The organism is Phaeobacter sp. JH20_34 (assembly GCF_048056095.1).
Classification (GTDB): Bacteria; Pseudomonadota; Alphaproteobacteria; order Rhodobacterales; family Rhodobacteraceae; genus Phaeobacter; species Phaeobacter bryozoorum.
Genome location: NZ_JAYMWT010000004.1, coordinates 1,067,914 through 1,092,938, shown reverse-complemented (window position 1 = coordinate 1,092,938; position 25,025 = coordinate 1,067,914). Strand labels below are relative to the sequence as shown.

General features: G+C 62.4%; 22 protein-coding genes and 1 other RNA gene. 12 read left to right on the top strand and 11 right to left on the bottom strand.

Translation table 11 applies throughout. From position 1 onward, the window contains the following. Positions 1-26 precede the first annotated feature (26 nt). From VWZ81_RS06735 to VWZ81_RS06720, 4 genes are all read left to right on the top strand, one after another. Positions 27-1,796 carry an ATP-binding protein gene (locus VWZ81_RS06735; RefSeq protein ID WP_340545394.1) on the top strand — a complete coding sequence of 590 codons (1,770 nt, stop codon included), beginning with the start codon at positions 27-29 and terminating at the stop codon, positions 1,794-1,796. A gap of 29 nt (positions 1,797-1,825) precedes the next feature. Continuing rightward, positions 1,826-3,163, top strand: a complete 1,338-nt coding sequence (locus VWZ81_RS06730; protein ID WP_340545395.1) for a sigma-54 dependent transcriptional regulator — start codon at positions 1,826-1,828, stop codon at positions 3,161-3,163. Positions 3,164-3,728: 565 nt separating this feature from the next. Further along, on the top strand, positions 3,729-6,644 hold the full coding sequence (locus VWZ81_RS06725) for an Rne/Rng family ribonuclease (protein WP_416542368.1): 2,916 nt from the start codon (positions 3,729-3,731) through the stop codon (positions 6,642-6,644). Between the two features lie 75 nt (positions 6,645-6,719). Then, positions 6,720-7,142 (top strand): DUF4440 domain-containing protein, encoded by a 423-nt coding sequence (locus VWZ81_RS06720; RefSeq protein ID WP_416542367.1) that lies wholly within the window; start codon positions 6,720-6,722, stop codon positions 7,140-7,142. A gap of 82 nt (positions 7,143-7,224) precedes the next feature. Here the strand turns inward: VWZ81_RS06720 and VWZ81_RS06715 are convergent, their stop codons facing one another. Continuing rightward, positions 7,225-7,458 (bottom strand): sulfurtransferase TusA family protein, encoded by a 234-nt coding sequence (locus VWZ81_RS06715; RefSeq protein WP_340545398.1) that lies wholly within the window; start codon positions 7,456-7,458, stop codon positions 7,225-7,227. A 93-nt stretch (positions 7,459-7,551) separates the two neighbouring features. Here VWZ81_RS06715 and VWZ81_RS06710 point away from each other — a divergent pair, with 93 nt between their 5' ends. The 3 genes from VWZ81_RS06710 to VWZ81_RS06700 all read left to right on the top strand — a co-directional run bounded on the left by VWZ81_RS06710 (position 7,552) and on the right by VWZ81_RS06700 (position 11,235). Further along, positions 7,552-8,304, top strand: a complete 753-nt coding sequence (locus tag VWZ81_RS06710) for a cytochrome c biogenesis CcdA family protein (RefSeq protein ID WP_416536090.1) — start codon at positions 7,552-7,554, stop codon at positions 8,302-8,304. Between the two features lie 244 nt (positions 8,305-8,548). Beyond that, on the top strand, positions 8,549-9,799 hold the full coding sequence (locus VWZ81_RS06705; protein WP_416542365.1) for a hypothetical protein: 1,251 nt from the start codon (positions 8,549-8,551) through the stop codon (positions 9,797-9,799). Next, entirely contained in the window at positions 9,799-11,235 is a 1,437-nt protein-coding gene (locus tag VWZ81_RS06700) for a cytochrome P450 (RefSeq protein ID WP_416542364.1), read from the top strand. The genes VWZ81_RS06705 and VWZ81_RS06700 overlap by 1 nt, the downstream gene beginning before the upstream one ends. 47 nt (positions 11,236-11,282) lie before the next feature. Here VWZ81_RS06700 and VWZ81_RS06695 read toward each other — a convergent pair whose 3' ends face one another. Genes VWZ81_RS06695 through fumC form a run of 4 tightly spaced genes read right to left on the bottom strand, consistent with a single transcriptional unit; the run spans position 11,283 to position 13,264 of the window. Further along, positions 11,283-11,450 carry a hypothetical protein gene (locus VWZ81_RS06695; protein ID WP_416542363.1) on the bottom strand — a complete coding sequence of 56 codons (168 nt, stop codon included), beginning with the start codon at positions 11,448-11,450 and terminating at the stop codon, positions 11,283-11,285. Between the two features lie 29 nt (positions 11,451-11,479). Then, positions 11,480-11,698 (bottom strand): ribbon-helix-helix domain-containing protein, encoded by a 219-nt coding sequence (locus VWZ81_RS06690; RefSeq protein WP_029601902.1) that lies wholly within the window; start codon positions 11,696-11,698, stop codon positions 11,480-11,482. Next, positions 11,691-11,870 carry a DUF4169 family protein gene (locus VWZ81_RS06685; RefSeq protein WP_340545402.1) on the bottom strand — a complete coding sequence of 60 codons (180 nt, stop codon included), beginning with the start codon at positions 11,868-11,870 and terminating at the stop codon, positions 11,691-11,693. The genes VWZ81_RS06690 and VWZ81_RS06685 overlap by 8 nt, the downstream gene beginning before the upstream one ends. Beyond that, a complete protein-coding gene (gene fumC, locus VWZ81_RS06680; RefSeq protein ID WP_340545403.1) occupies positions 11,870-13,264 on the bottom strand; it encodes a class II fumarate hydratase in 1,395 nt (464 codons plus the stop codon). Before fumC ends, VWZ81_RS06685 begins: the two co-directional genes overlap by 1 nt. Positions 13,265-13,576: 312 nt before the next feature. Here fumC and VWZ81_RS06675 point away from each other — a divergent pair, with 312 nt between their 5' ends. After that, positions 13,577-14,119, top strand: a complete 543-nt coding sequence (locus VWZ81_RS06675) for a hypothetical protein (protein WP_340545404.1) — start codon at positions 13,577-13,579, stop codon at positions 14,117-14,119. A gap of 231 nt (positions 14,120-14,350) precedes the next feature. Here the strand turns inward: VWZ81_RS06675 and VWZ81_RS06670 are convergent, their stop codons facing one another. The 5 genes from VWZ81_RS06670 to VWZ81_RS06650 form a co-directional block, all read right to left on the bottom strand. Then, entirely contained in the window at positions 14,351-14,827 is a 477-nt protein-coding gene (locus VWZ81_RS06670) for an SspB family protein (protein ID WP_416538673.1), read from the bottom strand. 136 nt (positions 14,828-14,963) lie between these two features. After that, positions 14,964-16,271 (bottom strand): chromate efflux transporter, encoded by a 1,308-nt coding sequence (gene chrA / locus VWZ81_RS06665; protein ID WP_416542362.1) that lies wholly within the window; start codon positions 16,269-16,271, stop codon positions 14,964-14,966. Positions 16,272-16,400: 129 nt separating this feature from the next. Beyond that, positions 16,401-16,841, bottom strand: a complete 441-nt coding sequence (locus tag VWZ81_RS06660; RefSeq protein ID WP_340545407.1) for a nuclear transport factor 2 family protein — start codon at positions 16,839-16,841, stop codon at positions 16,401-16,403. Between the two features lie 361 nt (positions 16,842-17,202). Further along, positions 17,203-17,555, bottom strand: a transfer-messenger RNA (tmRNA) gene (ssrA, locus tag VWZ81_RS06655). A gap of 60 nt (positions 17,556-17,615) precedes the next feature. Then, the gene (locus tag VWZ81_RS06650; RefSeq protein WP_416542460.1) at positions 17,616-18,365 is read right to left on the bottom strand and encodes a FadR/GntR family transcriptional regulator; all 750 of its coding nucleotides are present in this window, start codon (positions 18,363-18,365) and stop codon (positions 17,616-17,618) included. A gap of 214 nt (positions 18,366-18,579) precedes the next feature. Here VWZ81_RS06650 and acuI point away from each other — a divergent pair, with 214 nt between their 5' ends. Both acuI and VWZ81_RS06640 read left to right on the top strand, forming a co-directional pair. Beyond that, the gene (gene acuI, locus VWZ81_RS06645) at positions 18,580-19,572 is read left to right on the top strand and encodes an acryloyl-CoA reductase (RefSeq protein ID WP_416536082.1); all 993 of its coding nucleotides are present in this window, start codon (positions 18,580-18,582) and stop codon (positions 19,570-19,572) included. A gap of 493 nt (positions 19,573-20,065) precedes the next feature. After that, positions 20,066-21,703 carry a BCCT family transporter gene (locus VWZ81_RS06640; RefSeq protein ID WP_340545409.1) on the top strand — a complete coding sequence of 546 codons (1,638 nt, stop codon included), beginning with the start codon at positions 20,066-20,068 and terminating at the stop codon, positions 21,701-21,703. 77 nt (positions 21,704-21,780) lie between these two features. On the opposite strand, the gene VWZ81_RS06635 is transcribed toward VWZ81_RS06640, so the two are convergent. Continuing rightward, entirely contained in the window at positions 21,781-22,161 is a 381-nt protein-coding gene (locus VWZ81_RS06635) for a VOC family protein (RefSeq protein WP_416558268.1), read from the bottom strand. Between the two features lie 149 nt (positions 22,162-22,310). On the opposite strand from VWZ81_RS06635, the gene VWZ81_RS06630 reads away from it, so the two are divergent. Next, entirely contained in the window at positions 22,311-23,534 is a 1,224-nt protein-coding gene (locus VWZ81_RS06630; protein WP_416542360.1) for an aminotransferase class V-fold PLP-dependent enzyme, read from the top strand. Between the two features lie 32 nt (positions 23,535-23,566). Further along, entirely contained in the window at positions 23,567-25,006 is a 1,440-nt protein-coding gene (locus tag VWZ81_RS06625) for a cryptochrome/photolyase family protein (protein WP_416542359.1), read from the top strand. Positions 25,007-25,025 lie beyond the last annotated feature (19 nt).

The window sequence follows — 25,025 nt, the reverse complement described above, 5'->3', positions numbered from 1 at the left end:
GCGGCGGCTTGCGTTAGGTTTTGCCTATGACTGCCGCGCGTGACGCAACCCTATCCTCTGGAAAACCGCGCTCCCGCACGACCTCGTGGCGGGTGCGTCTTGCTTTGCTCTTGCTTATGGCCGTCGCTGCGGTGACCGTCTGGGTCACCAATCGGGCGCTGACCGATCGCTTCACCGAAAGCACCCGCAACCGGGCTGAGCTGCGTCTTGCGCTCTACTCTGGCAACCTGGTGAGCGAGCTGGGGCGCCACGCCATCGTGCCGCAGCTGCTGGCGCGGGATCAGGCACTGATCTCGGCGCTGCAATCGAATGATTTTTCGCTCTCGACCCAGCGGCTGATCTCCTTTGTCGAGGAAATCGGCGCCGCCTCCATCATGCTGATGGCGCAGGACGGGCGCACCGTGGCCGCCACCGATCGCAACCGGTTGGGCCAAACTCACCGCAATGCGGGTTATTTCGTCGACGCGCTGCGCTCCAAAACCACCGTGTTCTCGGCGATCCGCAGCGAGGTCGGCAGCTATCGTTTCACCTATTCGCGCCGCATCGTCGACACCTCCGGCATCCTCGGGGTGATCGTGGTGGAGGTCGATCTGCAGAAGTTCGAGCGCGCATGGGCAGGGATTTCGGATGCGGTGATGGTGTCCGACAGCACCGGCACCATCATTCTGGCAACGGAGTCGCGCTGGCGCGGCCTGTCGGAGGCGGATGCGCTGCAATTGCAGACCCCTGAGGGGGCCATTCAGCGGGCGATCCGGGCCACCACGGATTGGACCGCGCTGCCCGCCGATGCCTATCTCCAGGGCGAAGCGGTGATGCGGCTGGAATCCCGGATCCCGTTTCAGGGCTGGCGGCTGACCTCTTTCACCACCTACGCGTCGATCCGCGAACGGGTGAACACGGTTTTGGCGCTTGAGATCATGGGATTCGCCATTCTGCTGGCGCTGGCTTTCTATGCGCTGAGCCGTCGCACCGCGCTGCGCATGGCGCTGTTCCAGCGCGAGTCGGCAGAGCTTCGCGTATTGAACGCACGGCTACAGCGGGAAATTGCCGAACGCGAACGCATGCAGGAGACCCTCGCAGTGGCCGAACAGAGCCTCGCGCAGAGCTCGAAACTGGCCGCTCTGGGTGAGATGTCGGCGGCCGTCAGCCACGAGCTGAACCAGCCGCTGGCGGCGATGAAAACCTATCTGGCGGGGGCGCGGCTGCTGCTCAATCGCAACCGCCCCGAGGAGGCGCTGGCCTCCTTTGGCAGGATCGACGATCTGATTGAACGGATGGGCGCGATCACCCGCCAGCTGAAGTCCTACGCGCGCAAGGGCGGTGATACGTTCAGCCCCGTAAATATGGGCGATGCGCTTGCCTCCTCGCTGTCGATGATGGAGCCGCAGCTGCGTCAGCGGCACGTCAAGATCGCCCGTATCCTGCCCGAGGAACCGGTCTATGTGATGGGCGATCGGATGCGGATTGAGCAGGTGATGGTGAACCTGTTGCGAAACGCACTAGATGCTACAAAGTCAGTCGAAGACCCGGAGGTCGAAATCCTGCTGGCGGCGGGCGAGACAGCCACTCTGTCGGTGCGCGACAACGGGATGGGGATCAAGGATTTCGGCAGCCTGTTTGAACCCTTCTACACCACCAAGCAGCCGGGGGACGGGGTTGGGTTGGGGCTTGCCATCTCCTCGGGTATCGTGAACGACCTAGGCGGTCGGCTGACCGCCCGCAACGGGCAGAGCGGTGGCGCCGTATTTGAAATGCAACTGCCGATCCTTGTGGACGGTATCGAGGCCGCGGAATAGCGCGGTATCACTGGATGGAGGGCACGCGAATGGCACAGGCCATGAAAATCGCGATCGTCGATGATGAACAGGATATGCGACAGTCGATCAGCCAATGGCTGGCGCTGTCTGGCTATGACACCGAGACCTTTGCCAGCGCCGAGGACGCGCTAAAGGTGCTGGGGCCGGATTATCCCGGGATTGTCATCTCGGATATCAAGATGCCGGGCATGGACGGGATGCAGTTCCTGAAGAAACTGATGGGCAGCGACTCTGCCTTGCCGGTTATCATGATCACCGGTCACGGTGATGTGCCAATGGCGGTTGAGGCGATGCGGGTTGGCGCATTCGACTTTCTCGAAAAACCCTTTAACCCGGATCGCATGTCGGAACTGGCCAAGCGCGCCACCGGGGCCCGGCGCCTGACGCTCGACAACCGGGTGCTGCGGCGCGAGCTCTCCGACGGCAGCACCATCATGAAGAAACTCATCGGCTCCAGCCCGGTGATGGAGCGCCTGCGCGAGGATATCCTGGATCTGGGGCAGGCGGATGGCCATGTGCTGATCGACGGCGAAACCGGCACCGGCAAGACGCTGGTGGCCCACGCGCTGCACGCGGTCGGCAGCCGGGCGGGCAAGAAATTCGTGCTGGTCTCCTGCGCCGCGCTGGAAGAGGAGGCGCTGTCCAAACGCCTGTTCGGTCCGATGCAGCCCGAAGACAGCTCGCTCCCCGCCATTGAGGAGGCCCGTGGCGGCACCCTGGTGCTGGAAGATGTCGAAGCCCTGAGCGAAACGCTCCAGGCCAAGCTGCTTAGCGTCATCAATGAGCAGGGCATTCCGGGGGAGACACGCATCGTGGCGATCTCCAACCTGCAGGAAGCCGGCAAGACCTGCGAAGACGCGCTGCGCCCGGATCTGTTCTACCGGCTTGCCGCGCTTCGGATCACCGTGCCGCCACTGCGCCAGCGCGGCGAGGATATCCTGACGCTGTTCACCCGCCTGTCCGAACAGTTTTCCGAAGAATACGGCTGTGACGCACCTCAGGTGAGCGCCCAGGAGGCCGCGCAGCTGTTGCAGGCGCCCTGGCCGGGCAATGTGCGCCAGCTGATCAATATCGCCGAACGCGCGGTGCTTCAGTCGCGCCGTGGCTCGGGGACCATTGCATCGCTGTTGATGTCGGACCACGAGGATATGCAACCGGTGATGACCACCGAAGGCAAGCCGCTGAAGGAATATGTCGAAGCCTTCGAACGGATGCTGATCGACAACACCATGCGGCGCCACAAAGGGTCCATCGCCAGCGTCATGGATGAGCTGTGCCTGCCGCGCCGGACGCTCAACGAAAAGATGGCCAAATACGGGCTGCAACGTTCCGACTATCTGTCCTGACCGCCAAACCGCGCGTTAACCAAGATTGGGCCGCCTCCCTCCTGGGGGCGGTCCTTGTCGTACCGGTAACGGAATATTCATGATTTTCAGCCTAGGAACCAAGAGGATAGCATTTAGATTGCAGGTGTGACGAATGACCATTGTCATTACCTATCCACAGGTCTTATGCTGCCTAAATGGGGACGGGACTAGAGTGATCCTGCCCCTCTTGATGAGATTCGCTGCCTTTGTTTTTGTCCGGCAAGATCCGAGAAAGCAAAGTCAGACCGATTGGCCCCGCAGTATTTCGGGGCAGTTTAGCACCTGACTGGGGTTTCCCAGCAGGGATATAATCAGGGCAGGGCGCGGATATTCCCACCTGTCGGAGAAGAAACGCGATGACGCGCGCGAGAGAGAACAGCAGACAGGCAGGAGGGCCGGACAGATGTTCCGGGGCTAACCGCTGTACTGCATGGGCCAATCGCGCGCCTCAAGACATCGCCCAGACAAGACACCACCCCAATCGTTCACGTCCGCCCGGAAACGGGCCAGATGCGCGCGTGCGCGGCAGGTGCACCAAGGACTCATGGCAAAGAAGATGCTTATTGATGCCACCCACGCGGAAGAGACCCGCGTTGTGGTGGTCGATGGAAACAAGGTTGAGGAATTTGACTTTGAATCCGAAAACAAACGTCAGCTCGCTGGCAATATCTACCTCGCAAAAGTAACCCGCGTCGAACCCTCGCTGCAGGCAGCTTTTGTGGACTATGGCGGCAACCGCCATGGCTTCCTCGCTTTTTCGGAAATTCATCCCGACTATTACCAGATCCCCGTCGCCGACCGTGAGGCCCTGATGGAGGAAGAGCGCGCCTATGCCGAGGCACAGCGCGCCCGTGATGACGAGGAAGAGGCAAGGCCTGCCAAGCGCCAGTCGCGGTCGCGTCGTGGTCGCACTCGGGCTGCCGAGGTGAAATCCGCCGATGTCGTCGAGACGAAGGATGTCAGCCCGGAGGCCAGCGAAGGCGGCGCCGACATCGCGGGTATGGAAACCATCGACCTGACCGATGACATGGCCGCAGCTGACACCAAGCTGGCGGATGTGCCCGAGGCCACAGACGGCAATGAGACCGCCGCCGCAGAGGTGGTTGTCGAAGAAGCGGTGAAGGAAGCTTCGCCAGAGCCGGAAGCACAGGACGACAGCTCCGCTGACGATCTCGCGGCAGAGGCAGAAGACGCTTCTGATGCGGCTGCCGATGACGACGGCGACGATGCCGAGACCGCTGCCGATGCGACGGCCAAGGATGAGAATATCGAATCCGTTGCCGAGGAAGACGACAGCGAAGACATTCGTCCGGTGCGCAAACCGCGCCCGCGTCGCTACAAGATCCAGGAAGTCATCAAGGTCCGTCAGGTCCTGCTGGTTCAGGTCGTGAAAGAAGAGCGCGGCAACAAAGGCGCAGCACTCACCACCTATCTGTCGCTGGCTGGCCGCTACTGCGTGCTGATGCCCAACACCGCGCGCGGTGGTGGTATCTCGCGCAAGATCACCAATGCCGCCGACCGCAAAAAGCTGAAAGATATCGCGGTTGAACTGGACGTGCCGAGCGGCGCGGGGCTGATCGTGCGCACCGCCGGTGCCAAACGCACGAAATCCGAGATCAAGCGTGACTATGAATACCTCCAGCGCCTGTGGGAGCAGATCCGCGAACTGACGCTGAAATCCATCGCACCGGCTAAGATCTACGAAGAGGGCGATCTGATCAAACGCTCGATCCGCGACCTCTACAGCCGCGAGATCGACGAGGTTCTGGTTGAGGGCGAACGCGGCTACCGCATCGCCAAGGACTTCATGAAAATGATCATGCCGTCCCACGCCAAGAACGTGAAAAACTATCAGGATCAGCTGCCGCTCTTTGCCCGGTTCCAGGTCGAAAGCTACCTCGGTGCGATGTTCAATCCGACCGTTCAGCTGAAATCCGGCGGTTACATCGTGATCGGCGTGACCGAGGCGCTGGTGGCAATCGACGTGAACTCCGGTCGCGCCACCAAGGAAGGCTCGATCGAGGAAACCGCGCTCAAGACCAACCTGGAGGCCGCCGAAGAGGTGGCGCGCCAGCTGCGTCTGCGTGACCTTGCCGGTCTGATCGTCATCGACTTCATCGACATGGACGAGCGCAAGAACAACGCCGCCGTCGAAAAGCGCATGAAGGACAAGCTGAAGACCGACCGCGCCCGTATTCAGGTGGGCCGGATCTCCGGCTTTGGCCTGATGGAAATGTCGCGTCAGCGTCTGCGTCCCGGCATGATCGAGGCGACCACCGCGCCGTGCCCGCATTGTCACGGCACCGGTCTGATCCGGTCGGATGACTCGCTGGCGCTGTCGATCCTGCGCCAGATCGAGGAAGAGGGCACCCGCCGTCGTTCCCGCGAGGTGCTGGTGCGCTGCCCGGTCAGCATTGCCAACTATCTGATGAACCAGAAACGCGAGCATATCGCCCAGATCGAAACCCGTTATGGCCTGTCCGTGCGGATCGAGGGTGACCCGCATCTGGTCAGCCCGGATTTCTCGCTCGAGAAGTTCAAGACCGCCTCGCGTGTGGTTCCTGTTGTCACGACGCCGGTGGTATCCGTTGATACCTCGATCATGGATCAGGTCGACGCCGACGAGGCGGCCGAGGAGGCCGATGATGAGGTCGAGACCGATACCAATGACGCGGATGTCGCAGAGACCCAAGCCTCTGGCGACGAGGGCGATGGGGACAACAAACCCAAGCGCAAGCGTCGTCGTCGGCGGCGGCGGAAGTCCTCCGGCGGTGAGGGCGATGAGACCAACGGCGACGCTCAGGCGGATGCGAAATCTGATGACCAGAAGGCCGCAGACTCGGCAGATGGCGACGCAGACGACAGCGACGACAAAGCTGATGCCGCCGAAGGCAAGGACGCCGCACCCGAGGAGGGTGAGGGCGAGGTGAAGAAACGCACCCGCACCCGCACCCGTTCGCGCAGCCGCAAGAAGAAGACCGATGAGACCGTGGCAGCCGATGGTGAGACACCGGCCGAAGCCGGCGCAGAGGAGGCGGATCCCGCCCCGGAGCCTTCGGATGAGCAGGCGACGGCAGAGGAGGCGTCTGTGGAGGCCCCGACCGAGGAGGAGGTGGCACCCACACCAGCAGCAGCTCTCAACGGGGCGGCTCCGGTGGAAGAAACCCAAGCGGCAGACACCGTCTCCACACCCGAACAGCCAGACGCTGCGGAGGTTGAGCCGACCGCCGCGCAGGAGGTTCCAGCCGAACCGGCAACGGCCGACCCGATCGAGACCGATGAGGCGACGGCGCAGGATGTGGCGGCAGATCACGTCGAGGCGCCGACGGAGACCGCTGCCGAAGCGCCTAGCGAAGCGGCGCCTGAGGACCAGGCCGAACCTGCGCTGGCAGGCGCAGAGGCGGAGCCAGTCAGCCCGCCCAAGCCCAAGCGGCGCGGCTGGTGGTCGGTTGGCAGCTGATCAGCAAAACCAAAGAAAGGCGGGCGTTTAGCCCGCCTTTTTCATGTCAGGCCTCAAGACATCAGGAGCACCTCCATGCAGAGCGAGCCCCCCGTGATGGATCCGTTATTGGATCAGCTGCTGGCGGCGGAAACCGCCGTCTGGACGGCGTTGCAGCGGGGTGATGTTGCCGCAGACCGCGCCGCGCTGCATCCGCAGTTTCTGGGCGTCTACCCCAGCGGCTTTGCCGGGCGCGACGATCATTGCGAACAACTGGCCAACGGACCCACAGTAGCATGGTTCAGACTTGAGCAGGCGCGCGTCCTGTCGTTGGCACCCGATTGCGCGATGCTCGCCTATCGTGCCACCTATGCCCGCCCGGACCAGACCGGCGGGGATGCAGAGGCCGCCGCAATGTATGTCAGTTCAATCTGGCAGCGCGTCGATGCGGTCTGGATCAATATCTTCAGTCAGGACACCGAGGCCCTGCCAGAGGGGGCGGAAAACCCGCTCCCCTAGGCGCTGGCGATCACCAGCCTGCCCAGGCGCGCAGCCTGTCCGTGTCCGTACCCCGAACAGAGGGTTGCACGGGCTGATAGGCTCAGCCGCCTTTGCGGATCAGATAGGTCTGATGCTTCGGATTGTCGCGGATTTCCAGCAGCTCATGGCCCGCCTCATGACAGAAATGCGGGATATCCACCACCGCTGCCGGATCGTCGGCATGAACCTCCAGAACCATGCCAGAGGCCAATGGTTTCAGGCGTTTGCGCGCCTTCAGTACGGGCAGGGGGCACAGCAGCCCGATTGCGTCCAGAGTCTCTTTGGTGTCGGTCATACCTTGCAGATAATCCGGTTGTTTCATCCTGTCCACAAGGTTGTGACCGGCGCCCCCCGTGACCTTTGCAAGAGGCTGGTCTAAGGATTGGGCATGTTTGGTATTGAAATCATCGACGCAGGGCTGATCCCTGCCATGCTGGTGGCGCTGACGGCTGGATTGATCAGCTTTCTGTCGCCCTGTGTGCTGCCCATCGTGCCACCTTATCTGGCCTATATGAGCGGCGTTTCCATTGGCGAGATCCAGGGCACGACCCATGCCCGGCGCAAGGCCATCGTCGCGGCGCTGTTCTTTGTCATGGGGCTGTCGACGGTGTTTCTGCTGCTTGGGTTCACGGCCTCGGCTTTTGGTGCCTTTGTGCTGCAGAATCAGGAACTCTTTGCGCAGATCTCAGGCGTTGTTGTAATCATTTTCGGCCTGCATTTCCTGTCGGTTTTCCGCATTCCGATCCTTGACCGCGAGGCGCGGATGGAAACCGATCAATCCGGCGGCTCGGCCGTGGGGGCCTATATTCTCGGGCTCGCCTTTGCCTTTGGCTGGACGCCCTGTATCGGCCCGCAGCTCGGTGCCATTCTTTCGCTGGCGGCGACCGAGGCATCGGTGGCGCGCGGTACGCTGCTGCTCGGGATCTACGCGCTTGGTCTTGGCGTGCCGTTCCTGTTGGCGGCGATCTTCCTGACCCGGTCGATGGTCCTGATGAACCGGATCAAACCCTACATGGGGGTGATCGAGAAGTTCATGGGCCTGCTGCTGATTGTTGTCGGGTTCATGCTGGTCACCGGCCTGTTCTCTGAGTTCTCTTTCTGGCTGCTTGAGACCTTCCCGGCGCTGGCCACCCTCGGCTAACCTGCGGTCCGGGCTGGCGGTCGCTTTGCGCCGTTGCCACGATATCCCCGCCCGAGATCGCCCCGTCTGACAGAGGTCCGGCGGGGCTTACTCTTTTTGTAAGGCACCGCTAAGCTGGCGCGACGACAAACAGGCAAATCGGGTCGCGCAGTCCGTGCAAGAGCAAACAACCAAGACATCCGCCGTTGGCAAGCCCGATGCGCAAAAGAGTGGCGCCTCCCCGTGCGACGGGCAGGATCCGCCCGTGCGCCGCCGCAAGCTGTTCTACATCCCCGGCTATGATCCGATGCCACCGCGCCGCTACCGCGAGCTCTACCGGACGGAGGGCGCACGGCAGGCGGAGATTTCCGGCTACCAGTTGTCGCTTTCGCCCCGATCTGAGAGACCGCCGGCAGCTGCCGCAACACCCGGGTTCGGCTGGCAGGTCACCGCACAGATCGAGGGCTGCGAGGTCCACACCGATGTTGATGTGCTGATCTGGTCGGACATTGTTCAGGGCAGCATGGCGCCGTCGATTGCGCAGACCTATTGGCAGATGCTGCGCACCGCCTGGATCTATATCTCCACCGGCACCTTGCGGCGGCTCATGTGGCTGCGCAAAGGTCCGGTGATCGCGGCGCTTTATCCTGTGGGTATGCTGCTGCTTCAGCTGGTGCTTGCCTGTCTGCTTGCCGTGACCATCGCCCGGCTCGGGCAGGGCGCTGTTGCCTGGCTTGGTCTCTCCGCGGGCTGGGCTGCTGCGGCGGCAGCGGTGGTGTTCTGGGCGTTGGGGCTGATTGCGGCGGCGGCGCTGATGCGCTGGTTCCGGCGTCAGGACGGTCGGCTGTTTGCCTATTACCTGATGCATGATTACGCCCATTCCGCCGCGCTGCGCGGCGCCTATGCGCCCGAACTGGGGCAGCGTATTGCACAATTCGCCGGGGAGGTTGCCGTCGCCCTGAGTGACCCCAGCTATGACGAGGTGCTGGTCGTCGGTCATTCCTCCGGCGCCTATATCGGGGTCAGCGTACTGGCCGATGTGCAGCGCAGCGGGCTGGCCGGACGTCATGCCACCCTCGGCTTTCTGAGCCTCGGCCAGGTGGTCCCGATGGTCTCCTTCCTGCCCGAGGCACATCGGCTGCGCCGTGATCTGCACGACCTGTCCGGGCGCGGGGATCTGTGCTGGGTGGATGTCACCGCGCCGGGAGATGGCTGTGCCTTTGCGCTTTGTGATCCGGTTGCCGTGAGCGGCGTTGCTCCCGCGACAAAACGCTGGCCGCTGGTGATCTCGGCGGCCTTTACCCAGACCCTCAGCCCGGAACGATGGGCCGCGCTGCGGTGGCGGTTTTTCCGGCTGCATTTTCAATATCTCTGCGCCTTCGACCAGCCGGGGGATTACGATTATTTTCAGATCACGGCAGGGCCAAGGACGCTCGAAAGCCGCTATCGCAACCGCAACCCCTCGCGGTCCCGGATTGATGTCACCGCGTCCAAATATACCTCGTTGGGGGACTGATGGCGGGCAAAGGCAAAACGTCAGATCCAACCACAGCCATACCCGGCTCGGCGCCTGGTTCCGCAGGATCAACGGTAACTCCGCCCAAGCCGCCCGCGCGCGCCGACAAGGTCTCGCTCTGGCGCTATCTGCGGCTGTTTCGCGCCGATCTTCTATCGGCACAGCCCGCCAAACTCTACCGCGCCTGGATGGCAGAGTTTCGCACACCCTTCTTTCGCTCTTATCTGGTCAATCAGCCGGATCTGGTTGATACGGTGCTGAAACAGCGCCCGGAGAGCTTCCCGAAATCCAGCCGCATCAGCGAGGGGCTGCGCCCGCTGCTCGGGAATTCGGTGTTTCTGACCAATGGCGAGGTCTGGAAGCGCCAGCGCCGGATCATTGACCCGGCGTTTGAAGGTGGCCGCCTGCGCCAGATCTATCCGGCCATCCATGACGCCGCCGAGGCCGCGGTGGCGCGACTCACCGATCAACAGCGCGAAACCCCCGGCCACCCGGTTGAAATCGAATCCGTGACCTCTCACGCGGCGGCCGATGTGATCTTTCGCACGCTGTTTTCGATCCCGATAGAGCATCATATGGCGCAGGAGGTCTTTCATCGCTTTCGGGCCTATCAACAGGCGCAGCCGATCCTCAATATTGCCGCCTTGGTGCCGCTGCCGCGCTGGATGCCGCGGTTTCACCGCCTTGCCACACGCCGCAACGCCGCGCGGATCCGGGCTCTGATCACCGATCTCACCCAACAGCGGATGGCGACCATCGCGGCAGGCGGCGCCCCGGATGATCTGGCCACCAAGATCATGACTACGGCGGATCCCGAAACCGGAGATCTGTTCTCAACCCAGGAAATGGTCGATCAGGTCGCGATTTTTTTTCTGGCCGGGCATGAAACCAGTGCCTCCGCCCTGGCCTGGGCACTCTATCTGGTGGCCCTTGCGCCCGACTGGCAGGACAGGATCGCGGCGGAGGCTCAGGATCTGTCACTCGACAGTTTCGCGGAAGTGGGCAAGCTCAGGGTCAGCCGTGATGTATTCCGCGAGGCGCTGCGGCTTTACCCGCCGGTGCCGATGATGGTGCGCGAGACGACCTGTCCGCAGCAATTTCGTGGCCGCACCCTGCCAAAGGGCGCTCAGGTCGTGCTCAGCCCCTGGCACCTGCACCGCCATACGCGGCTCTGGGAGAACCCGGACGGGTTTGATCCGGGGCGGTGGCAGACCGAGAATGGCAAGACCTGTCAGCGCGAGGCTTATATCCCCTTTTCGGCCGGACCACGCGTCTGTACCGGCGCGGGGTTTGCCATGGTCGAGGGGCCGCTGATCCTGTCGATGATCCTGCGAAGGTTTCGGGTGACGCCGGTATCAGGCAAAGAGCCGATCCCGGTGGCCCATCTGACAGTTCGGTCAAAGAACGGGATCTGGCTGCAGCTGACACCGCGCTAGCCAAGAAAATTCGAATTTTATTGGCAAATTTCGTCTGGACATTTGCGTCACTGAATGATGCGCATTGCGTCCTGATGGCAAAAGAGGATCACCTGACTTACGTTTTCAACCGCGTGAACGCCCCTGCGTTTCAGCTCGCGCCGAAAATGCTCCCAACCCAGCAGCCGTTCGATGTCGCGCTTCTGGCGGCTGTCGGTGGTAGGCGGGGCGGGCATCGGTATGGCGATACGATCCCAAGCCCTGATTAACGTGACCTTAAGCGTCGCAAGACATGCAGGCGGATGGCCGAGGCCAGACCGCAATCCACGCCGCGCGTTTCGTCGATCTCGGCGGCCAGATCATTGATGGCGCGCCCGTCTTCGGCTGCAATCTCGCGGAAGGCCTGCCAGAATTCATCTTCCAGCGAGACCGAGGTGCGGTGGCCCCGCAGCGTCAGAGAGTGTTTTCTGGGCCGGTTAGTCATCGTCGCGCCGGTGCTTATCCAGCCGGTCGATCTCCTGCGCATTGCGCGCCTTGTCGAGATCCTTCTCGGCTTTGGTCCGGCCATAGGTCACGGCGTTTCGGTCAGCGCGGGCCTTTTTCTCGGCCCGCGCCTTGTCTTTGCGATACCGGTTCAGATTGACCGGTTTCACCATCAGCCCTTGGGACCGATCATCTGCTCAGGCCGCACCACCGCGTCAAATGTCGCCTCATCCACAAAGCCAAGCGCAATGGCCTCTTCCTTCAGCGTGGTGCCGTTCTTGTGGGCGGTCTTGGCAACCTTGGTGGCATTGTCATAGCCAATCGTCGGCGCCAGCGCGGTGACCAGCATCAGCGATTCCTTCATCAGCTTGTCGATGCGCGGCTCATTGGCCTCGATGCCGTTCAGCATCCGCTCGGTGAAGCTGTCCGCCGCATCGCCCAGGAGCTGGATCGACTGCAGTAGGTTGTAGGACATCATCGGGTTGTAGACGTTCAGCTCGAAATGGCCCTGCGAGCCTGCGAATTTGATCGCGGCATCATTGCCCATCACGTGGGCGGCAACCTGGGTCAGCGCCTCTGCTTGGGTCGGGTTCACCTTACCCGGCATGATCGACGATCCCGGCTCATTCTCTGGCAGGATCAGCTCGCCAAGGCCGGAGCGCGGGCCGGAGCCGAGGAAGCGGATGTCATTGGCGATCTTGTAACAGCTGCCCGCAATGGTCGCGAGCGCGCCGGACAGGAACACCATGGCGTCATGGGCGGCCAGTGCCTCGAACTTGTTCGGCGCGGTGACAAACGGCAGGCCAGTGATCTCGGCCATGTTGGCAGCGACCGTCTCGCCCCAGCCTTTTTGCGTGTTCAGTCCGGTGCCAACGGCGGTGCCGCCCTGTGCCAGCTCGTAGATGCCGGGCATCGCCGCCTCGACCCGGGCCAGACCCTGACGGATCTGATGGGCGTAGCCGCCGAATTCCTGGCCCAGCGTCAGCGGGGTGGCATCCTGCGTATGGGTGCGGCCAATCTTGATGATATCCTTGAAGGCCTCGGATTTGGCTTCCAGCCCTTCGGCCAGTTTCGTCAGCCCCGGCACCAGCACGTCGCGCACCATCATCGCGGTGGCGATATGCATCGCGGTGGGGAAGGTGTCGTTTGAGGACTGGCCCATGTTGCAGTGATCATTCGGATGCACCGGATCCTTGGAGCCGATGGTGCCGCCGAGGATCTCGATGGCGCGGTTGGCGATCACCTCGTTGGAGTTCATGTTGGACTGGGTGCCGGACCCGGTCTGCCAGACCACCAGCGGGAAGTTGTCATCGAACTTGCCCTCGATCACTTCGCCCGCAGCCTGGATGATGGCATCCGCCAGCGTCGCATCCAGCGCGCCCGATGCCTTGTTGGCCATGGCGCAGGCCTGTTTGATCACCCCCAGCGCGCGCACGATGGCGACGGGCTGTTTTTCCCAGCCAATAGGGAAGTTCATGATCGAGCGCTGGGTCTGAGCGCCCCAGTACTTGTCTGCAGGGACCTCAAGCGGACCGAAGCTGTCGGTTTCGGTGCGGGTATCGGACATAAGTCTCTCTCCGTCTGATGATGACTAAATGTATGCGTTGGTATGCCGTCTACCCCGTGCCGGACCACGAGGCAATTGCGCAGTTTCGCGCAGCATAGCCATTCCGCACCCGAGGTATAGAGGCCAATGCGGGATGAGCCATTGCACCGGGGCAGAAGACCGCTAGATTAGGCTCAGACAATCCGACGTCAGCCCAAACCGAAGGATCCGCCTGTGCTCAGACACCGACCATTGCAGCCATCTTTGGCCATCTCACAGGGCAGGCGCCACTGCACGCCCGAGGCGGCGACGCGGTGTGTATCACGGCTGCAGATGCGTCTTCAGGCCGGGTTTCTGACACTTGCGCTGATCGTGATCTTTGCCGGGCAGGCGCTGGCCGCTGATGTGCGGCCATTCTTTGGCCGCTATCAGGGCTCTCTGGTGGTGCCCAACGCTGACGGCAGCGAGGAACACCGTGATGCCACCGTGCAGATCGGCCCGATCGCCAAAAGCGATGAAGGCTTCTACGTGCAATGGACAACCACCTCACTGAAGAAGGACGGGCGGCGCAAGACCAAGTCCTATAGTGTCGAATTCCAGCCGACTGAGCGGGACGATATCTTTGCCGCCGCGATGAAGCGCAATGTGTTTGGCCATACCGTGCAGCTCGATCCGATGAAGGGCGAACCCTATGTCTGGGGCCGCATCGTGGGCGATACGCTGACGGTCTTCTCGATGTTCATCGGCCCCAATGGCGACTACGAGATGCAGCAATATGACCGGACATTGGCAGAGGGCGGGCTGGATCTGGTCTATTCCTCTCATCGCAACGGGTTGCCGCGCAAAGAGCTGAAAACTTTCCTCGAACGTCACTGACCGCCGCGACGGATCCGGGGAAATATTTTATTAACAGTCTCTTGCGGCGCAAAGCTAAGGCGTCACGGGCGGCGTCGAACAGGCGCGGCTACGGGGCATGTCAGGGCTGCACCGCACGGGACACAGTCTATCGCGGCCCATTCAGTGGCCCCACAGGAGCGCACCGATGCAAGCACCGGTTCACGAACCTTAGCGGTCAGATGTGAATGAATGGGCGCGTGGAACCGCGTGTTACTTGCGGAAACTGTCCAACGATACTACGTCGGCGGCCTTCTTCGCGTCCGGGTCTTCGTCGACCTCGATCTCGATGCCGTCGTCCAGTTCGGCAATCATCTCTTCGGCGTCGTCGTCATCCTCTGGCGTCTCAAACCTCAGGCCGAACTCAACCGAGGGATCGACAAAGGTCTTGATGGCGTCATAGGGGATATAGAGAGGCTCCGGCGCATCGCCGAAATTCAGCGTGATGGCAAAGCCGTCCTCGCCGACCTCCAGATTGTCGAACCAGTGCTGCATGACCACGGTCATCTCGCCAGGGTAGCGATCCGACAGCCAATCTGCCAGCTCCGCATCGGGGTGCGAGGTGTCGAAGGTGATGAAAAAATGATGATTTCCGGGCAGCCCGTGTTCAGCCACCCCATCCAGTACAGATCGGATCAGACCACGCATGGCCGAATGCATCAGATTTCCATAGTCAATTTCGCGGGACATTCCGATACCCTTAAGTCTCTATTGGTTTCAGAATACGGATTTCTACCGGAAACTAAAGGCCCGCTCGTTAGGGATTCGTAAATAATTTCTGACACTAGCAGGGGAATGCCCGACATTTGCGCTGGGATTGCGTTGCTCAGATGACCTGCGCCAGAAGGATGCCAAGTCCGCCCATCACCGGCAGTATCAGCGCCAGTCGTCCACCGCAGGCCAGCGCCACCACCGGTGCGGCCAGCACCAAAAGCGCAGCGCTGACATTCAGGCTGGCCATGACTGGCATCATCAGGGTGAGCGCGGGCAGTTCCAGAACCGCAATTTCGCGAAACAGCACATGCAGCAGAAACCAGACCGACAGGTTCAGGATGACGCCGACCACGGCCGCGGTGATTGCGCGCAGCGCAGCGCCCAGCCGGGGATGGCTGGCAATCCGCTCCACATGTGGAGCCGCGAGAAAGATCCACAGAAAACAGGGCAGAAAGGTCGCCCAAAGCGCGACCAGCCCGGCCGCAATCGCCATCCATGCCCCGGAGGCCAGCGCACCGGCCAGCATCGCCACAAATTGCGTCACCAGAATCAGCGGCCCCGGTGTGGTTTCCGCCAGCCCCAGCGCATCAATCATCTGGCCGGTATCGATCCACTGGTACTGCCCGACCACCGTCTGCGACATATAGGCCAGAACCGCATAGGCTCCGCCAAAGGTGACAACCGCCAACTTGGCAAAGAACCAGCCGATATCCGCCAGCAGCTGCGGGCCGAACAGGCTCAAAGCAGCCAGCGGCAGCAGCCAGAGCCCGCCCCAGATCAGCAGTGTCGACCAGAACGGTGCTGCGGCCTCGGGCCCGTGACCGATCGGCCCGGCGGGAGAGGGGGGCGCGTGCCGGGCCCCCAGCGCGCCGATCAGCGCAGCCGCCAGCACCACCAGCGGAAACGGCAGCCCGAACAGGAACAGCGCAACAAAGCCAAAAGCCGCCAGCCCATAATCGGTGACACCATGCAGCGCCTTCTTTCCCAGCCGTTGCAGCGCCTGAAGGACAATCGCGACCACCGCTGCCTTGATGCCGAGGAAAGCCGCCTGAACAACAGGTTGGGTGCCAAAGTTCACGTATAGAAAGACCAGGGCGGCGATCACCAGCGCGCCCGGCAGGACAAACAACAGCCCTGCAATCAGCCCGCCGATGCCACCGCGCAGCCGCCAGCCGGCGTAGGTGGCCAGCTGCATCGCTTCCGGTCCCGGCAACATCATGCAGAACGACAGCGCACGCAGAAATCCGGCCTCGCTCAGCAAGGGGCGATCCTCGACCAGCTCCTTGTGCATCAATGCAATCTGCGCCGCTGGCCCGCCAAAGGACAGCAGCCCAATGCGGCCAAACACCCGGATCAGATCCGCCATCGCGATCTGGGGGGGGACTGGGCTAATCTCGGGGTCTGCGGACATGTCGGTCATAGGCGCACCATTGGCTGGACGCTGACCTTGTAGCATTCTGCGCGACCAGTGCCAGTGGCCGCGGACCGTGGAAAGGCCGAAAACCGGAGAGGTTACAGAAACTTCACAGTGCCGCCTGCGGCTGCCTGGTCAGGTGTCATCCATCCAGGTCAGCCGCTCACCGGTCATGCAGATCGGCAGACAGTCCTGTGGCAGCTGGCCGAGCTGCTCGAACATGGTCATATAGTCGAAGTTGGACAGGAATTCCCGGATCTGACCATCCTGCATCCGCACAATCAGCTGGCCGTAGTAGTCCAGTTTGTCATCCGAACTGCGGCCATAGCACCGCACGTGGACCCGGATCGCGCAATAGTCGCCGTCATCCAGCGCATGGGTCAGGGTCAGGTCAAGATCCTCCATGAGATTGTGCAGCGTGCCGACAATTTCGCGGTAGTCCGCGGCAATTGCGATTGCGCCATGCAGAGGGCCGTTTACCTCAAGCTCAGGATGAAACATCGGCTCAATCTGGTCGAGGTCCAGACCGACCCAGACATCGTAAAACCATCGAAAGAGCCGTTCACTGTTTTTCATTTATTCCCTAAGGGTCAGAAACTGACACCGGTTGAAGCATCGGGGTTGCGCAGGCAGCCTTATTCAGGGTTGCAGCATTGGTCAAAACAACGCCTGACGCGGGACTGGACCGTCGTCAGACATGAGACTGAAGCACAAGTGTTAACAACAATTCAATGGGCATTCGCTCCGGTTGGCGCTGCCCGCAGTCGAGTTTGATCGCCTCTGGTGCCTCCCGCATCTGCGCTGGTGTATCGACCTTCGGCGTGGCCCCGGATGTGGCGTCAGGGGGCGCCTGTGGTACCGAGATGCCTGCATTGTGAGAAACAGATATTGCGGTAGGGCCGAGGCCAAGATCGAAGTCTGGAGTAGGCGAGGAGGAAGTGCAGGTTTCTGTTGCCAGGTACCTGCGAACCCCGCCTTACGCGGCTAGGCGCAAGGACTTAGTTTCGGCGACATTAACAGCTTACGCTGCTACTGCCATTGCCGGAGCACGATTGTCATTTGCAATTGTACAAGTTTCGCCGATAACGGTGGCAGACAGCCGAGACAAAGCTAACCCCTTTAGACGTTCGTCGATCCTGTTTCGACCCCATGATCCCCAAATGAAGGATGTTTGGTGGAGTCGCCGGGTACCGCCCCCGGGTCCGATCCGCTTATTACGAGCGCGTTTATGTCCATAGTTCCCGAAGGAACACCCTGAATATAGGCCGTGCCGATACGGAGTTAAAGGGGAAATGACACATAAAATACGTCCCGGCGGGAGCGGCTGCACCACGACGCCGGGGCGGTGGTTTAGCCATGGTCGCCCCTGGTCGCTTCGCCAGCCCGCCGGGCAAAGACCGCAGCGGCCAGCGTGCGGGTCTCGTCCTCCAATGCGGTCAGCCCGGCAGTGGCGGCGGCCTCGTCGCGTCCCTCCAGCGCATCGGCAATGGCGCCATGCAGCGCCACCATCCGGGCGCGGTCGCGCGCGGTAAAGGTGATCATGTTCATCAGCGGCTGCATCGCCTCGACCGCTCCGGCCAGCTGGTAGGACAACACCGGATTGCCCGCCGCATCGACCAGCGCCCGGTGAAAGGCCACATCCGAGGCGCAGAACGCCTCATCCGTCAGCCTGGGCTGGCCCTGACGAAAGATCTCGGCGCGCATGGTCGCCAGCTGATCCGCCGTCCGACGTGCCGCCGCCAGCGGCGCGCAGGCCCGTTCCAGCGCATAGCGCGCCTCGCAGGCGGTGTCGAAACTGACAGCATTCATACTCAGCAGCAGCGTCGACGTGGTCACCTGCTGGGCGTAGGCATCCTCAAAACTCAGCCGGTTGACAAAGGCGCCGCCGGTGGCGCCGCGCTGGGTGCGGATCAGCGCCTGCGCGGCCAGCCGCTTCAGGGCTTCGCGGACTGTTGGCCGGGACACCTGAAACTGCTCGGCCAGTTCGGCCTCCGAGGGCAGGCGCTGGTCCACAGGCAGGGCGCCGCTGATGATCGCATCGCGGATGGCTTCGGCAATCTGCGCCGACAGATCGGCGGCGCTACGGGGGTTCAGCTTCATGTCGGTGCCCTGTGTGGTGCCCTGTGTGGTGGCCAGTGTCTTGGCCTGTGTGATGACCTGTGGCGCGGCGCGCGTCTCGGCAGAAATCATTTGTCAGACATTTAAAAGTCTGACATTTGATTGGCAAGAGTTGAGTCGCCCGCCATCGCCGTTTCGGCTGCACGGCGGGTCCGCGCTCCTGGCGCGTCAGGTTGAATTCAGAGGAGGACCCATCATGTTCAACGCATTGGTTGTGACCAAGGACGAAGACAGCGGCGAGACATCCGCCGCCGTGCAAACGCTCAGCCTCGAGCAGCTGCCGGATGCCGAGGTGACCGTGGCAGTGGACTACTCAACCGTGAACTACAAGGATGGCCTCTGTCTTGGTCCGGGCGGCGGACTGGTGCGCAAATATCCACATGTGCCGGGCATTGATTTTGCAGGCACGGTCGAGACCTCCAGCGATGAGCGTTACAAACCCGGCGACAAGGTTGTGCTGACCGGCTGGCGCGTCGGCGAAGCCCATTGGGGCGGTTATGCGCAAAAGGCCCGCGTGCGCGCCGATTGGCTGGTGCCCTTGCCGGATGGGATCGACACGCGCCAGGCCATGGCTGTTGGCACAGCGGGTTTTACCGCAATGCTGGCCGTCATGGCGCTTGAGGATCACGGGCTGACACCCGGCCACGGCCCGGTACTGGTGACCGGCGCTGCGGGTGGCGTGGGGTCGGTGGCAACCGCGATCCTCTCCAACCTCGGCTATGAGGTTGCGGCGGTGACCGGGCGCCCTGAGACATCCGACTATCTCACCGCCCTTGGCGCCACCCAGATCGTGCCGCGCGAAGAGCTGAACGAGACGGTAAAGCGCCCGCTCGAAAGCGAGAACTGGGCGGGCTGCATTGATGCGGTCGGTGGTGCGATGCTGGCGCGGGTTCTGGGCCAGATGAAATATGGGGCCTCGGTGGCGGCGGTTGGCCTTGCAGGCGGGGCCGGTCTGCCCGCCACGGTGATCCCGTTTCTGTTGCGCGGCGTCAACCTTCTGGGCATCGACAGCGTGATGCAGCCTTATGACAACCGCCTGCGGGCCTGGCAGCGCATCGCCACCGATCTGCCGATGGATAAGCTGGAGGCGATGGTGCAGCCGGCCACCCTGTCCGATCTGCCACAGCTGGGCGCCGATATCCTGAAAGGGCAGGTGAAGGGCCGCGTTGTCGTTGATGTGAACGGCTGACACAGCCCCTGCTGACGGGGCAGCCCGCCTGAAGGTCGACAGATCAGAGATAGATCGGGCGATGATCACAGGGAAACCTGTCAGAACGCGCAGCCAGCCTGCGCGTTCTTTGCGCGTCCGTGGGGCCAGCCGGTCAATCCCCGCGTCATAGACCCGGCAACCGGGCGCATGTCGCGCAGCGATTGCACCGCTGTCACGCAGATCGCCCCACAAGACGCGACATTTGCATGGTTTTCTGCTAGGCTGGTGATCTGTCCATGGCCACGCCAGCCGCTGCCTGACCGCAGCGCGTGACTGGGCTAACGCGGATCTATCGGCGATCGTTGTCGGCATGAGCGCTGTGATGATCGCCCCCGACCGCCTGCTCAACGGGCGCCGGTCATGGAGAGGCACCCGTGCGGGGGGCTGCATTTTTTTCGCGATCGGCGGGAACCTGCGCAGCGCGCGACGGTTGAGACACTGGACGTTCACATAAGACAGAACAGGGACACCCATGACAGACGAAACGGCCAATCAGGGCATACCCGCCCCCGACGGTGAGGCCGCCGTCATCGACACCGAATATGAAATCGGACAGGACAATCTGGAAGGATCCGTGGGACCGATTGGATTTGACATCCATAACCCGGTTTTCATGGTCTCCGGCATCAGCATCATGCTGTTTGTGTTCTACGCGCTGGTTCTGCCGGAACAGGCGGCAACCTTCTTTGGCTGGCTGCGCCCCGCCGTGACCAGCTCGTTCGACTGGTTCTTCCTCAGCGCGGGCAACATCTTCGTGCTGTTCTGTTTCTTCCTGATCGTCTCGCCCTGGGGCAAGGTGCGCCTTGGCGGGGCCGACGCGGCACCCGATTATACCTACATCGGCTGGTTTGCGATGCTGTTTGCGGCCGGCATGGGCATCGGCCTGATGTTCTACGGCGTCAGCGAACCGATGAGCCATTATTCCACCGCCTTTGGTGGTGTGAGCATGGGTGAAAATGGCGCCCGCACCGACTGGGCGCCGCTGGGCGGCGCGGCCGGGGACAGCACCGAAGCCGTGCGTCTGGGCATGGCGGCTACGATCTATCACTGGGGCCTGCACCCTTGGGCGATCTACGCGATTGTTGCCCTGTCGCTGGCGCTGTTCTCCTTCAACAAGGGGCTGCCACTCACCATCCGCTCGGCCTTCTACCCGATCTTCGGCGAGCGGGTCTGGGGCTGGACCGGCCATATCATCGACATTCTGGCGGTTTTCGCCACACTCTTTGGCCTTGCAACCTCGCTGGGTTTTGGCGCGACACAGGCCAATGCGGGCCTGAACGAGCTGTTCGGTGTGCCGGTTGGCTCAACCACCGAGGTGCTGCTGATCTCCGCCATCACCGCGGTTGCGCTGATCTCGGTTGTGCGCGGTCTTGATGGCGGTGTGAAAGTGCTGAGCGAAATCAACATGGGGCTGGCCTTCCTGCTGTTGATCTTCGTGCTTCTGGTCGGGCCTACGCTGCTGATCATCACCGGCTTTTTCGACAGTCTGGTGGCCTATGTGCAGTATCTGCCGGCGCTCTCTATGCCCTTCGGCCGCGAGGATGCCAACTACAGCCAGGGCTGGACCGCCTTTTACTGGGCGTGGTGGATCAGCTGGTCGCCGTTTGTCGGCATGTTCATCGCCCGCGTCAGCCGGGGCCGCACCGTGCGCGAGTTCATCATCTGCGTTCTGCTGATCCCCAGCCTGGTCTGCGTCCTGTGGATGAGCGTCTTTGGCGGCACCGCCATTCATCAGGTGGTGGCTGATGGCTATACCGGCGCGCAGGATGCCGCACTTGAGCTGAAGCTGTTCAAGATGCTGGATCAGCTGCCGCTGGCCTCGATCACCTCCTTTGTCGGCATCCTTCTGGTGATCGTGTTCTTCGTCACCTCTTCGGATTCCGGCTCGCTGGTGATCGACACCATCACCGCAGGCGGCAAGGTCGACGCGCCGCTGCCGCAACGGGTCTTCTGGTGCGTGTTCGAAGGTGCGGTTGCGATCGTGCTGCTGCTCGGCGGTGGTCTTGTGGCCCTGCAGGCGATGGTGATCTCCACCGGCTTGCCGTTCACCATCGTGCTGCTGCTGATGTGCTGGGCGATCCTGCGCGGATTGCAAACCGAGGCGCGCTGATCCCGCGCCGCCATCCCGGACCAGTAACGCCCAGAAACGCCCCGAAACGCCCCGGAGAACTCCGGGGCGTTTGCCGTTCAGCTCTTGGCCTCATAGAAGCCGACCGAATTGCCGTCGGGGTCTTTGGCGTAGAAGAACTGCCCTTCGGGCAGCGGCACCGCCTCTGACACCACCTGCCCACCGGCGTCGGTCACCCGCGTCATCACATCGGCCAGCGCACCTTCGGCGGCCAGATGCAGGGTCGGGCCAACACCATCCGGGGCCGGGGTGCCGGGATAGATGCTCAGCGCGACCCCGGTTGCCGGGTCCTTGGGGCGAAACAGCAGCATCGGGTTTGGTCCATCGCTGACCAGTTCCAGCGCGGCGCCGGTCACATGCTCGTAGAACTTGCGTGCGCCGTCCATGTCGGTGACGGGGATCTCTCCCCAGACCAGAAAATCCTTGGGCGTATAGGCCATCATCTGCATCCTTTCGTGTTGATGTATCCCCTAGCTACCCGCCACTGTTGACAGAAAATGACATCAGGTCAGCGGCGGCCTCAGTCTCTCCGCGCTTGACCTTGCGCATCATCGCCGTCACTTCTTCTGAGACAGAAAGAGGAGAGACCATGGCCCTTGATATCGACTTTGTCCGCAGCCAGTTTCCGGCCTTTGCAGCGCCCAACCTGCAAGGTCAGGCCTTTTTCGAGAACGCCGGTGGCTCTTATACCTGTCAGCAGGTGATCAACCGGCTCACCCGCTTTTATACCGAACGCAAAGTGCAGCCCTATGCCCCCTATGAGGCCTCGACGCTGGCGGGCGACGAGATGGACGAGGCGCGGCACCGGCTTTCCGGCATCCTCGGGGTGGCACGGGATGAGCTAAGCTTTGGCCCCTCGACCACCCAGAACACCTATGTGCTGGCGCAGGCCTTTCGCCAGTTCCTGTCTCCGGGGGAGGCGATCATCGTCACCAATCAGGATCACGAGGCCAACAGCGGCCCGTGGCGGCGCCTTGCGGATGCCGGGATCGAGGTGCGCGAATGGCAGATCGACCCGCAAACCGGCCATCTGAACCCCGCAGATCTGGAAAATCTTCTGGACGAAAACGTCCGGCTGGTCTGTTTTCCGCATTGTTCCAACGTGGTCGGGGAGCTGAACCCGGTCACCGAAATCACCGCTCTGGCCCATGCGGCCGGCGCCTTTGTCTGCGTCGATGGTGTCTCTTACGCGCCCCATGGCCTGCCCAATGTCGGCGAGCTGGGGCCGGATATCTATCTGTTCTCCGCCTATAAGACCTACGGGCCGCATCAGGGGCTGATGGTGATCCGCCGCGCCCTGGGGGAGCTGCTGCCCAATCAGGGACATTTCTTCAACGGTGACACGCTCTACAAACGCTTCACTCCGGCGGGGCCGGACCACGCTCAGGTCGCCGCCTGCGCGGGCATGGCTGACTACATCGCCGCGCTGGCCCATCATCACGGCGGCCCGCTGACCGAAGGCGCGGCACAGGGGGCCTTTGTCCACGATCTGATGCGCGCCCATGAGGTGGAGCTGCTGCAACCGCTGCTCGATATGGTGAAGGACCGCAACGATCTGCGCCTGATCGGCCCCTCTGATGCCAGCAGACGCGCGCCCACTGTGGCACTGGCGCTGGATCGCCCCGCCGAAGCCGTAGCCGGTGAACTGGCCGAACATGGCATCATGGCGGGGGGCGGTGATTTCTACGCCCTGCGTGCCCTGAACGCGATGGGTGTCTCCACCGGTGACGGCGTGCTGCGGCTCAGTTTTACGCATTACACCTCGAAAAAAGAGATGACACAGTTGATCGAGGCCCTAGATCGCGTGTTGTGAAAACCGCAGCGATACAGGGACCTTGATCTTTCATGACTGACCATACCCCGCGACAGGCGCCGGTGATCTGGTGGCTGCGCCGAGACCTGCGGCTCGCCGACAACCCCGCCCTTGAGGCGGCCGTCGCCCGGGGCACCCCGGTGATCCCGCTCTTTGTCTTTGACACGCTGGATGAACATCTGGGCGCTGCGCCAAAGTTCCGGCTGGGGCTGGGGCTTGCCCATCTGGCCAAGGTGCTGGAGCAGCGCGGCAGCCGCCTGATCCTGCGGCGTGGTCCGGCAGCCGAGGTGCTGGCGCAGGTGATCGCGGAGACCGGGGCAGGGGCGGTGCACTGGAGCCGCGCCTATGATCCCGACGCCATCGCCCGCGACACCACCATCAAGGAACAGCTGAATGGGCAGGGCGTTGCGGCGCAGTCTTTTGGTGGTCATCTGCTGTTTGAACCCTGGACCGTCGAGACCAAGACCGGCGGCATGTACCGGGTCTATTCGCCCTACTGGAAATCCGTGCGCGACCGCGATGTCGCGGATCTGATCGCCGCCCCATCCCGAATACCCGCGCCGGAGCAATGGCCCGCCTCTGATGATCTGGACGGCTGGAAACTCGCCGCTGATATGCGGCGCGGCGCTGACATCGTGGCGCAATATTGCCGGGTCGGGGAAGATGCCGCGCAGGAGCGGCTGGCGGAATTCCTCGACTCCCGCGTGGCCGACTACAAACAGGACCGAGACTTTCCCGCGGTGGATGCCACGTCCGGCCTGTCTGAAAACCTCGCCTGGGGAGAAATCAGCCCGCGCCGCATGTGGCATCACGGGCTGGAGGCACGTCGCGCAGGCAAATCCGGCGCTGAGCATTTCCTCAAGGAAATCGTCTGGCGCGAATTCGCCTACCACCTGATGTTCCACACTCCGCATATCCTGACCCGCAACTGGCGCCCCGAATGGGAAAGCTTCCGCTGGTCCGAGCAGGACGACGACCGGGTCGAGGCCTGGCGGCGTGGTCAGACCGGTTACAATTTCGTCGATGCCGCCATGCGCGAACTCTATGTGACCGGCAAGATGCACAACCGCGCCCGGATGATCGTGGCCAGTTTCCTGACCAAACATATGCTCACCCACTGGCGCATCGGTCAGAAATGGTTCGAGGAGTGTCTGGTGGACTGGGATCCGGCCTCCAACGCCATGGGCTGGCAGTGGGTGGCCGGCTCCGGCCCCGATGCCTCGCCGTTTTTTCGGATATTCAACCCCGACGGCCAGCTGGAGAAATTTGACCCCAAGGGCCGCTACCAATCCGCCTGGATCGCCGAAGGTCAGGACAGCCCGCCGCAGACGGCACTGGATTTCTACCGCGCGACACCCCTGTCCTGGGAGCTGTCGCCTCAGGATAGACGCGCCAGCCCCTTCGTTGATCTGAAAGAGGGTCGCGCCCGCGCGCTTGAGGTCTATGGCCAGCGCGAGCTGCCCGAGGACTGACAGATCCCTTGCCAGAAGC

Bases quoted from the DNA above. Each gene is read 5' to 3' on its own strand.
- VWZ81_RS06700 (WP_416542364.1), top strand. From the start codon at position 9,799: ATGGCGGGCAAAGGCAAAACGTCAGATCCAACCACAGCCATACCCGGC.
- VWZ81_RS06720 (WP_416542367.1), top strand. From the start codon at position 6,720: ATGCAGAGCGAGCCCCCCGTGATGGATCCGTTATTGGATCAGCTGCTG.
- VWZ81_RS06690 (WP_029601902.1), bottom strand. From the start codon at position 11,698: ATGACTAACCGGCCCAGAAAACACTCTCTGACGCTGCGGGGCCACCGC.
- VWZ81_RS06635 (WP_416558268.1), bottom strand. From the start codon at position 22,161: ATGGCCTATACGCCCAAGGATTTTCTGGTCTGGGGAGAGATCCCCGTC.
- VWZ81_RS06660 (WP_340545407.1), bottom strand. From the start codon at position 16,841: ATGAAAAACAGTGAACGGCTCTTTCGATGGTTTTACGATGTCTGGGTC.
- VWZ81_RS06710 (WP_416536090.1), top strand. From the start codon at position 7,552: ATGTTTGGTATTGAAATCATCGACGCAGGGCTGATCCCTGCCATGCTG.
- fumC (WP_340545403.1), bottom strand. From the start codon at position 13,264: ATGTCCGATACCCGCACCGAAACCGACAGCTTCGGTCCGCTTGAGGTC.
- VWZ81_RS06650 (WP_416542460.1), bottom strand. From the start codon at position 18,365: ATGAAGCTGAACCCCCGTAGCGCCGCCGATCTGTCGGCGCAGATTGCC.
- VWZ81_RS06670 (WP_416538673.1), bottom strand. From the start codon at position 14,827: ATGTCCCGCGAAATTGACTATGGAAATCTGATGCATTCGGCCATGCGT.
- VWZ81_RS06685 (WP_340545402.1), bottom strand. From the start codon at position 11,870: ATGGTGAAACCGGTCAATCTGAACCGGTATCGCAAAGACAAGGCGCGG.
- VWZ81_RS06640 (WP_340545409.1), top strand. From the start codon at position 20,066: ATGACAGACGAAACGGCCAATCAGGGCATACCCGCCCCCGACGGTGAG.
- VWZ81_RS06675 (WP_340545404.1), top strand. From the start codon at position 13,577: ATGCGTCTTCAGGCCGGGTTTCTGACACTTGCGCTGATCGTGATCTTT.
- VWZ81_RS06715 (WP_340545398.1), bottom strand. From the start codon at position 7,458: ATGACCGACACCAAAGAGACTCTGGACGCAATCGGGCTGCTGTGCCCC.
- VWZ81_RS06725 (WP_416542368.1), top strand. From the start codon at position 3,729: ATGGCAAAGAAGATGCTTATTGATGCCACCCACGCGGAAGAGACCCGC.
- VWZ81_RS06730 (WP_340545395.1), top strand. From the start codon at position 1,826: ATGGCACAGGCCATGAAAATCGCGATCGTCGATGATGAACAGGATATG.
- VWZ81_RS06630 (WP_416542360.1), top strand. From the start codon at position 22,311: ATGGCCCTTGATATCGACTTTGTCCGCAGCCAGTTTCCGGCCTTTGCA.
- VWZ81_RS06735 (WP_340545394.1), top strand. From the start codon at position 27: ATGACTGCCGCGCGTGACGCAACCCTATCCTCTGGAAAACCGCGCTCC.
- VWZ81_RS06695 (WP_416542363.1), bottom strand. From the start codon at position 11,450: ATGCCCGCCCCGCCTACCACCGACAGCCGCCAGAAGCGCGACATCGAA.
- chrA (WP_416542362.1), bottom strand. From the start codon at position 16,271: ATGACCGACATGTCCGCAGACCCCGAGATTAGCCCAGTCCCCCCCCAG.
- VWZ81_RS06625 (WP_416542359.1), top strand. From the start codon at position 23,567: ATGACTGACCATACCCCGCGACAGGCGCCGGTGATCTGGTGGCTGCGC.
- acuI (WP_416536082.1), top strand. From the start codon at position 18,580: ATGTTCAACGCATTGGTTGTGACCAAGGACGAAGACAGCGGCGAGACA.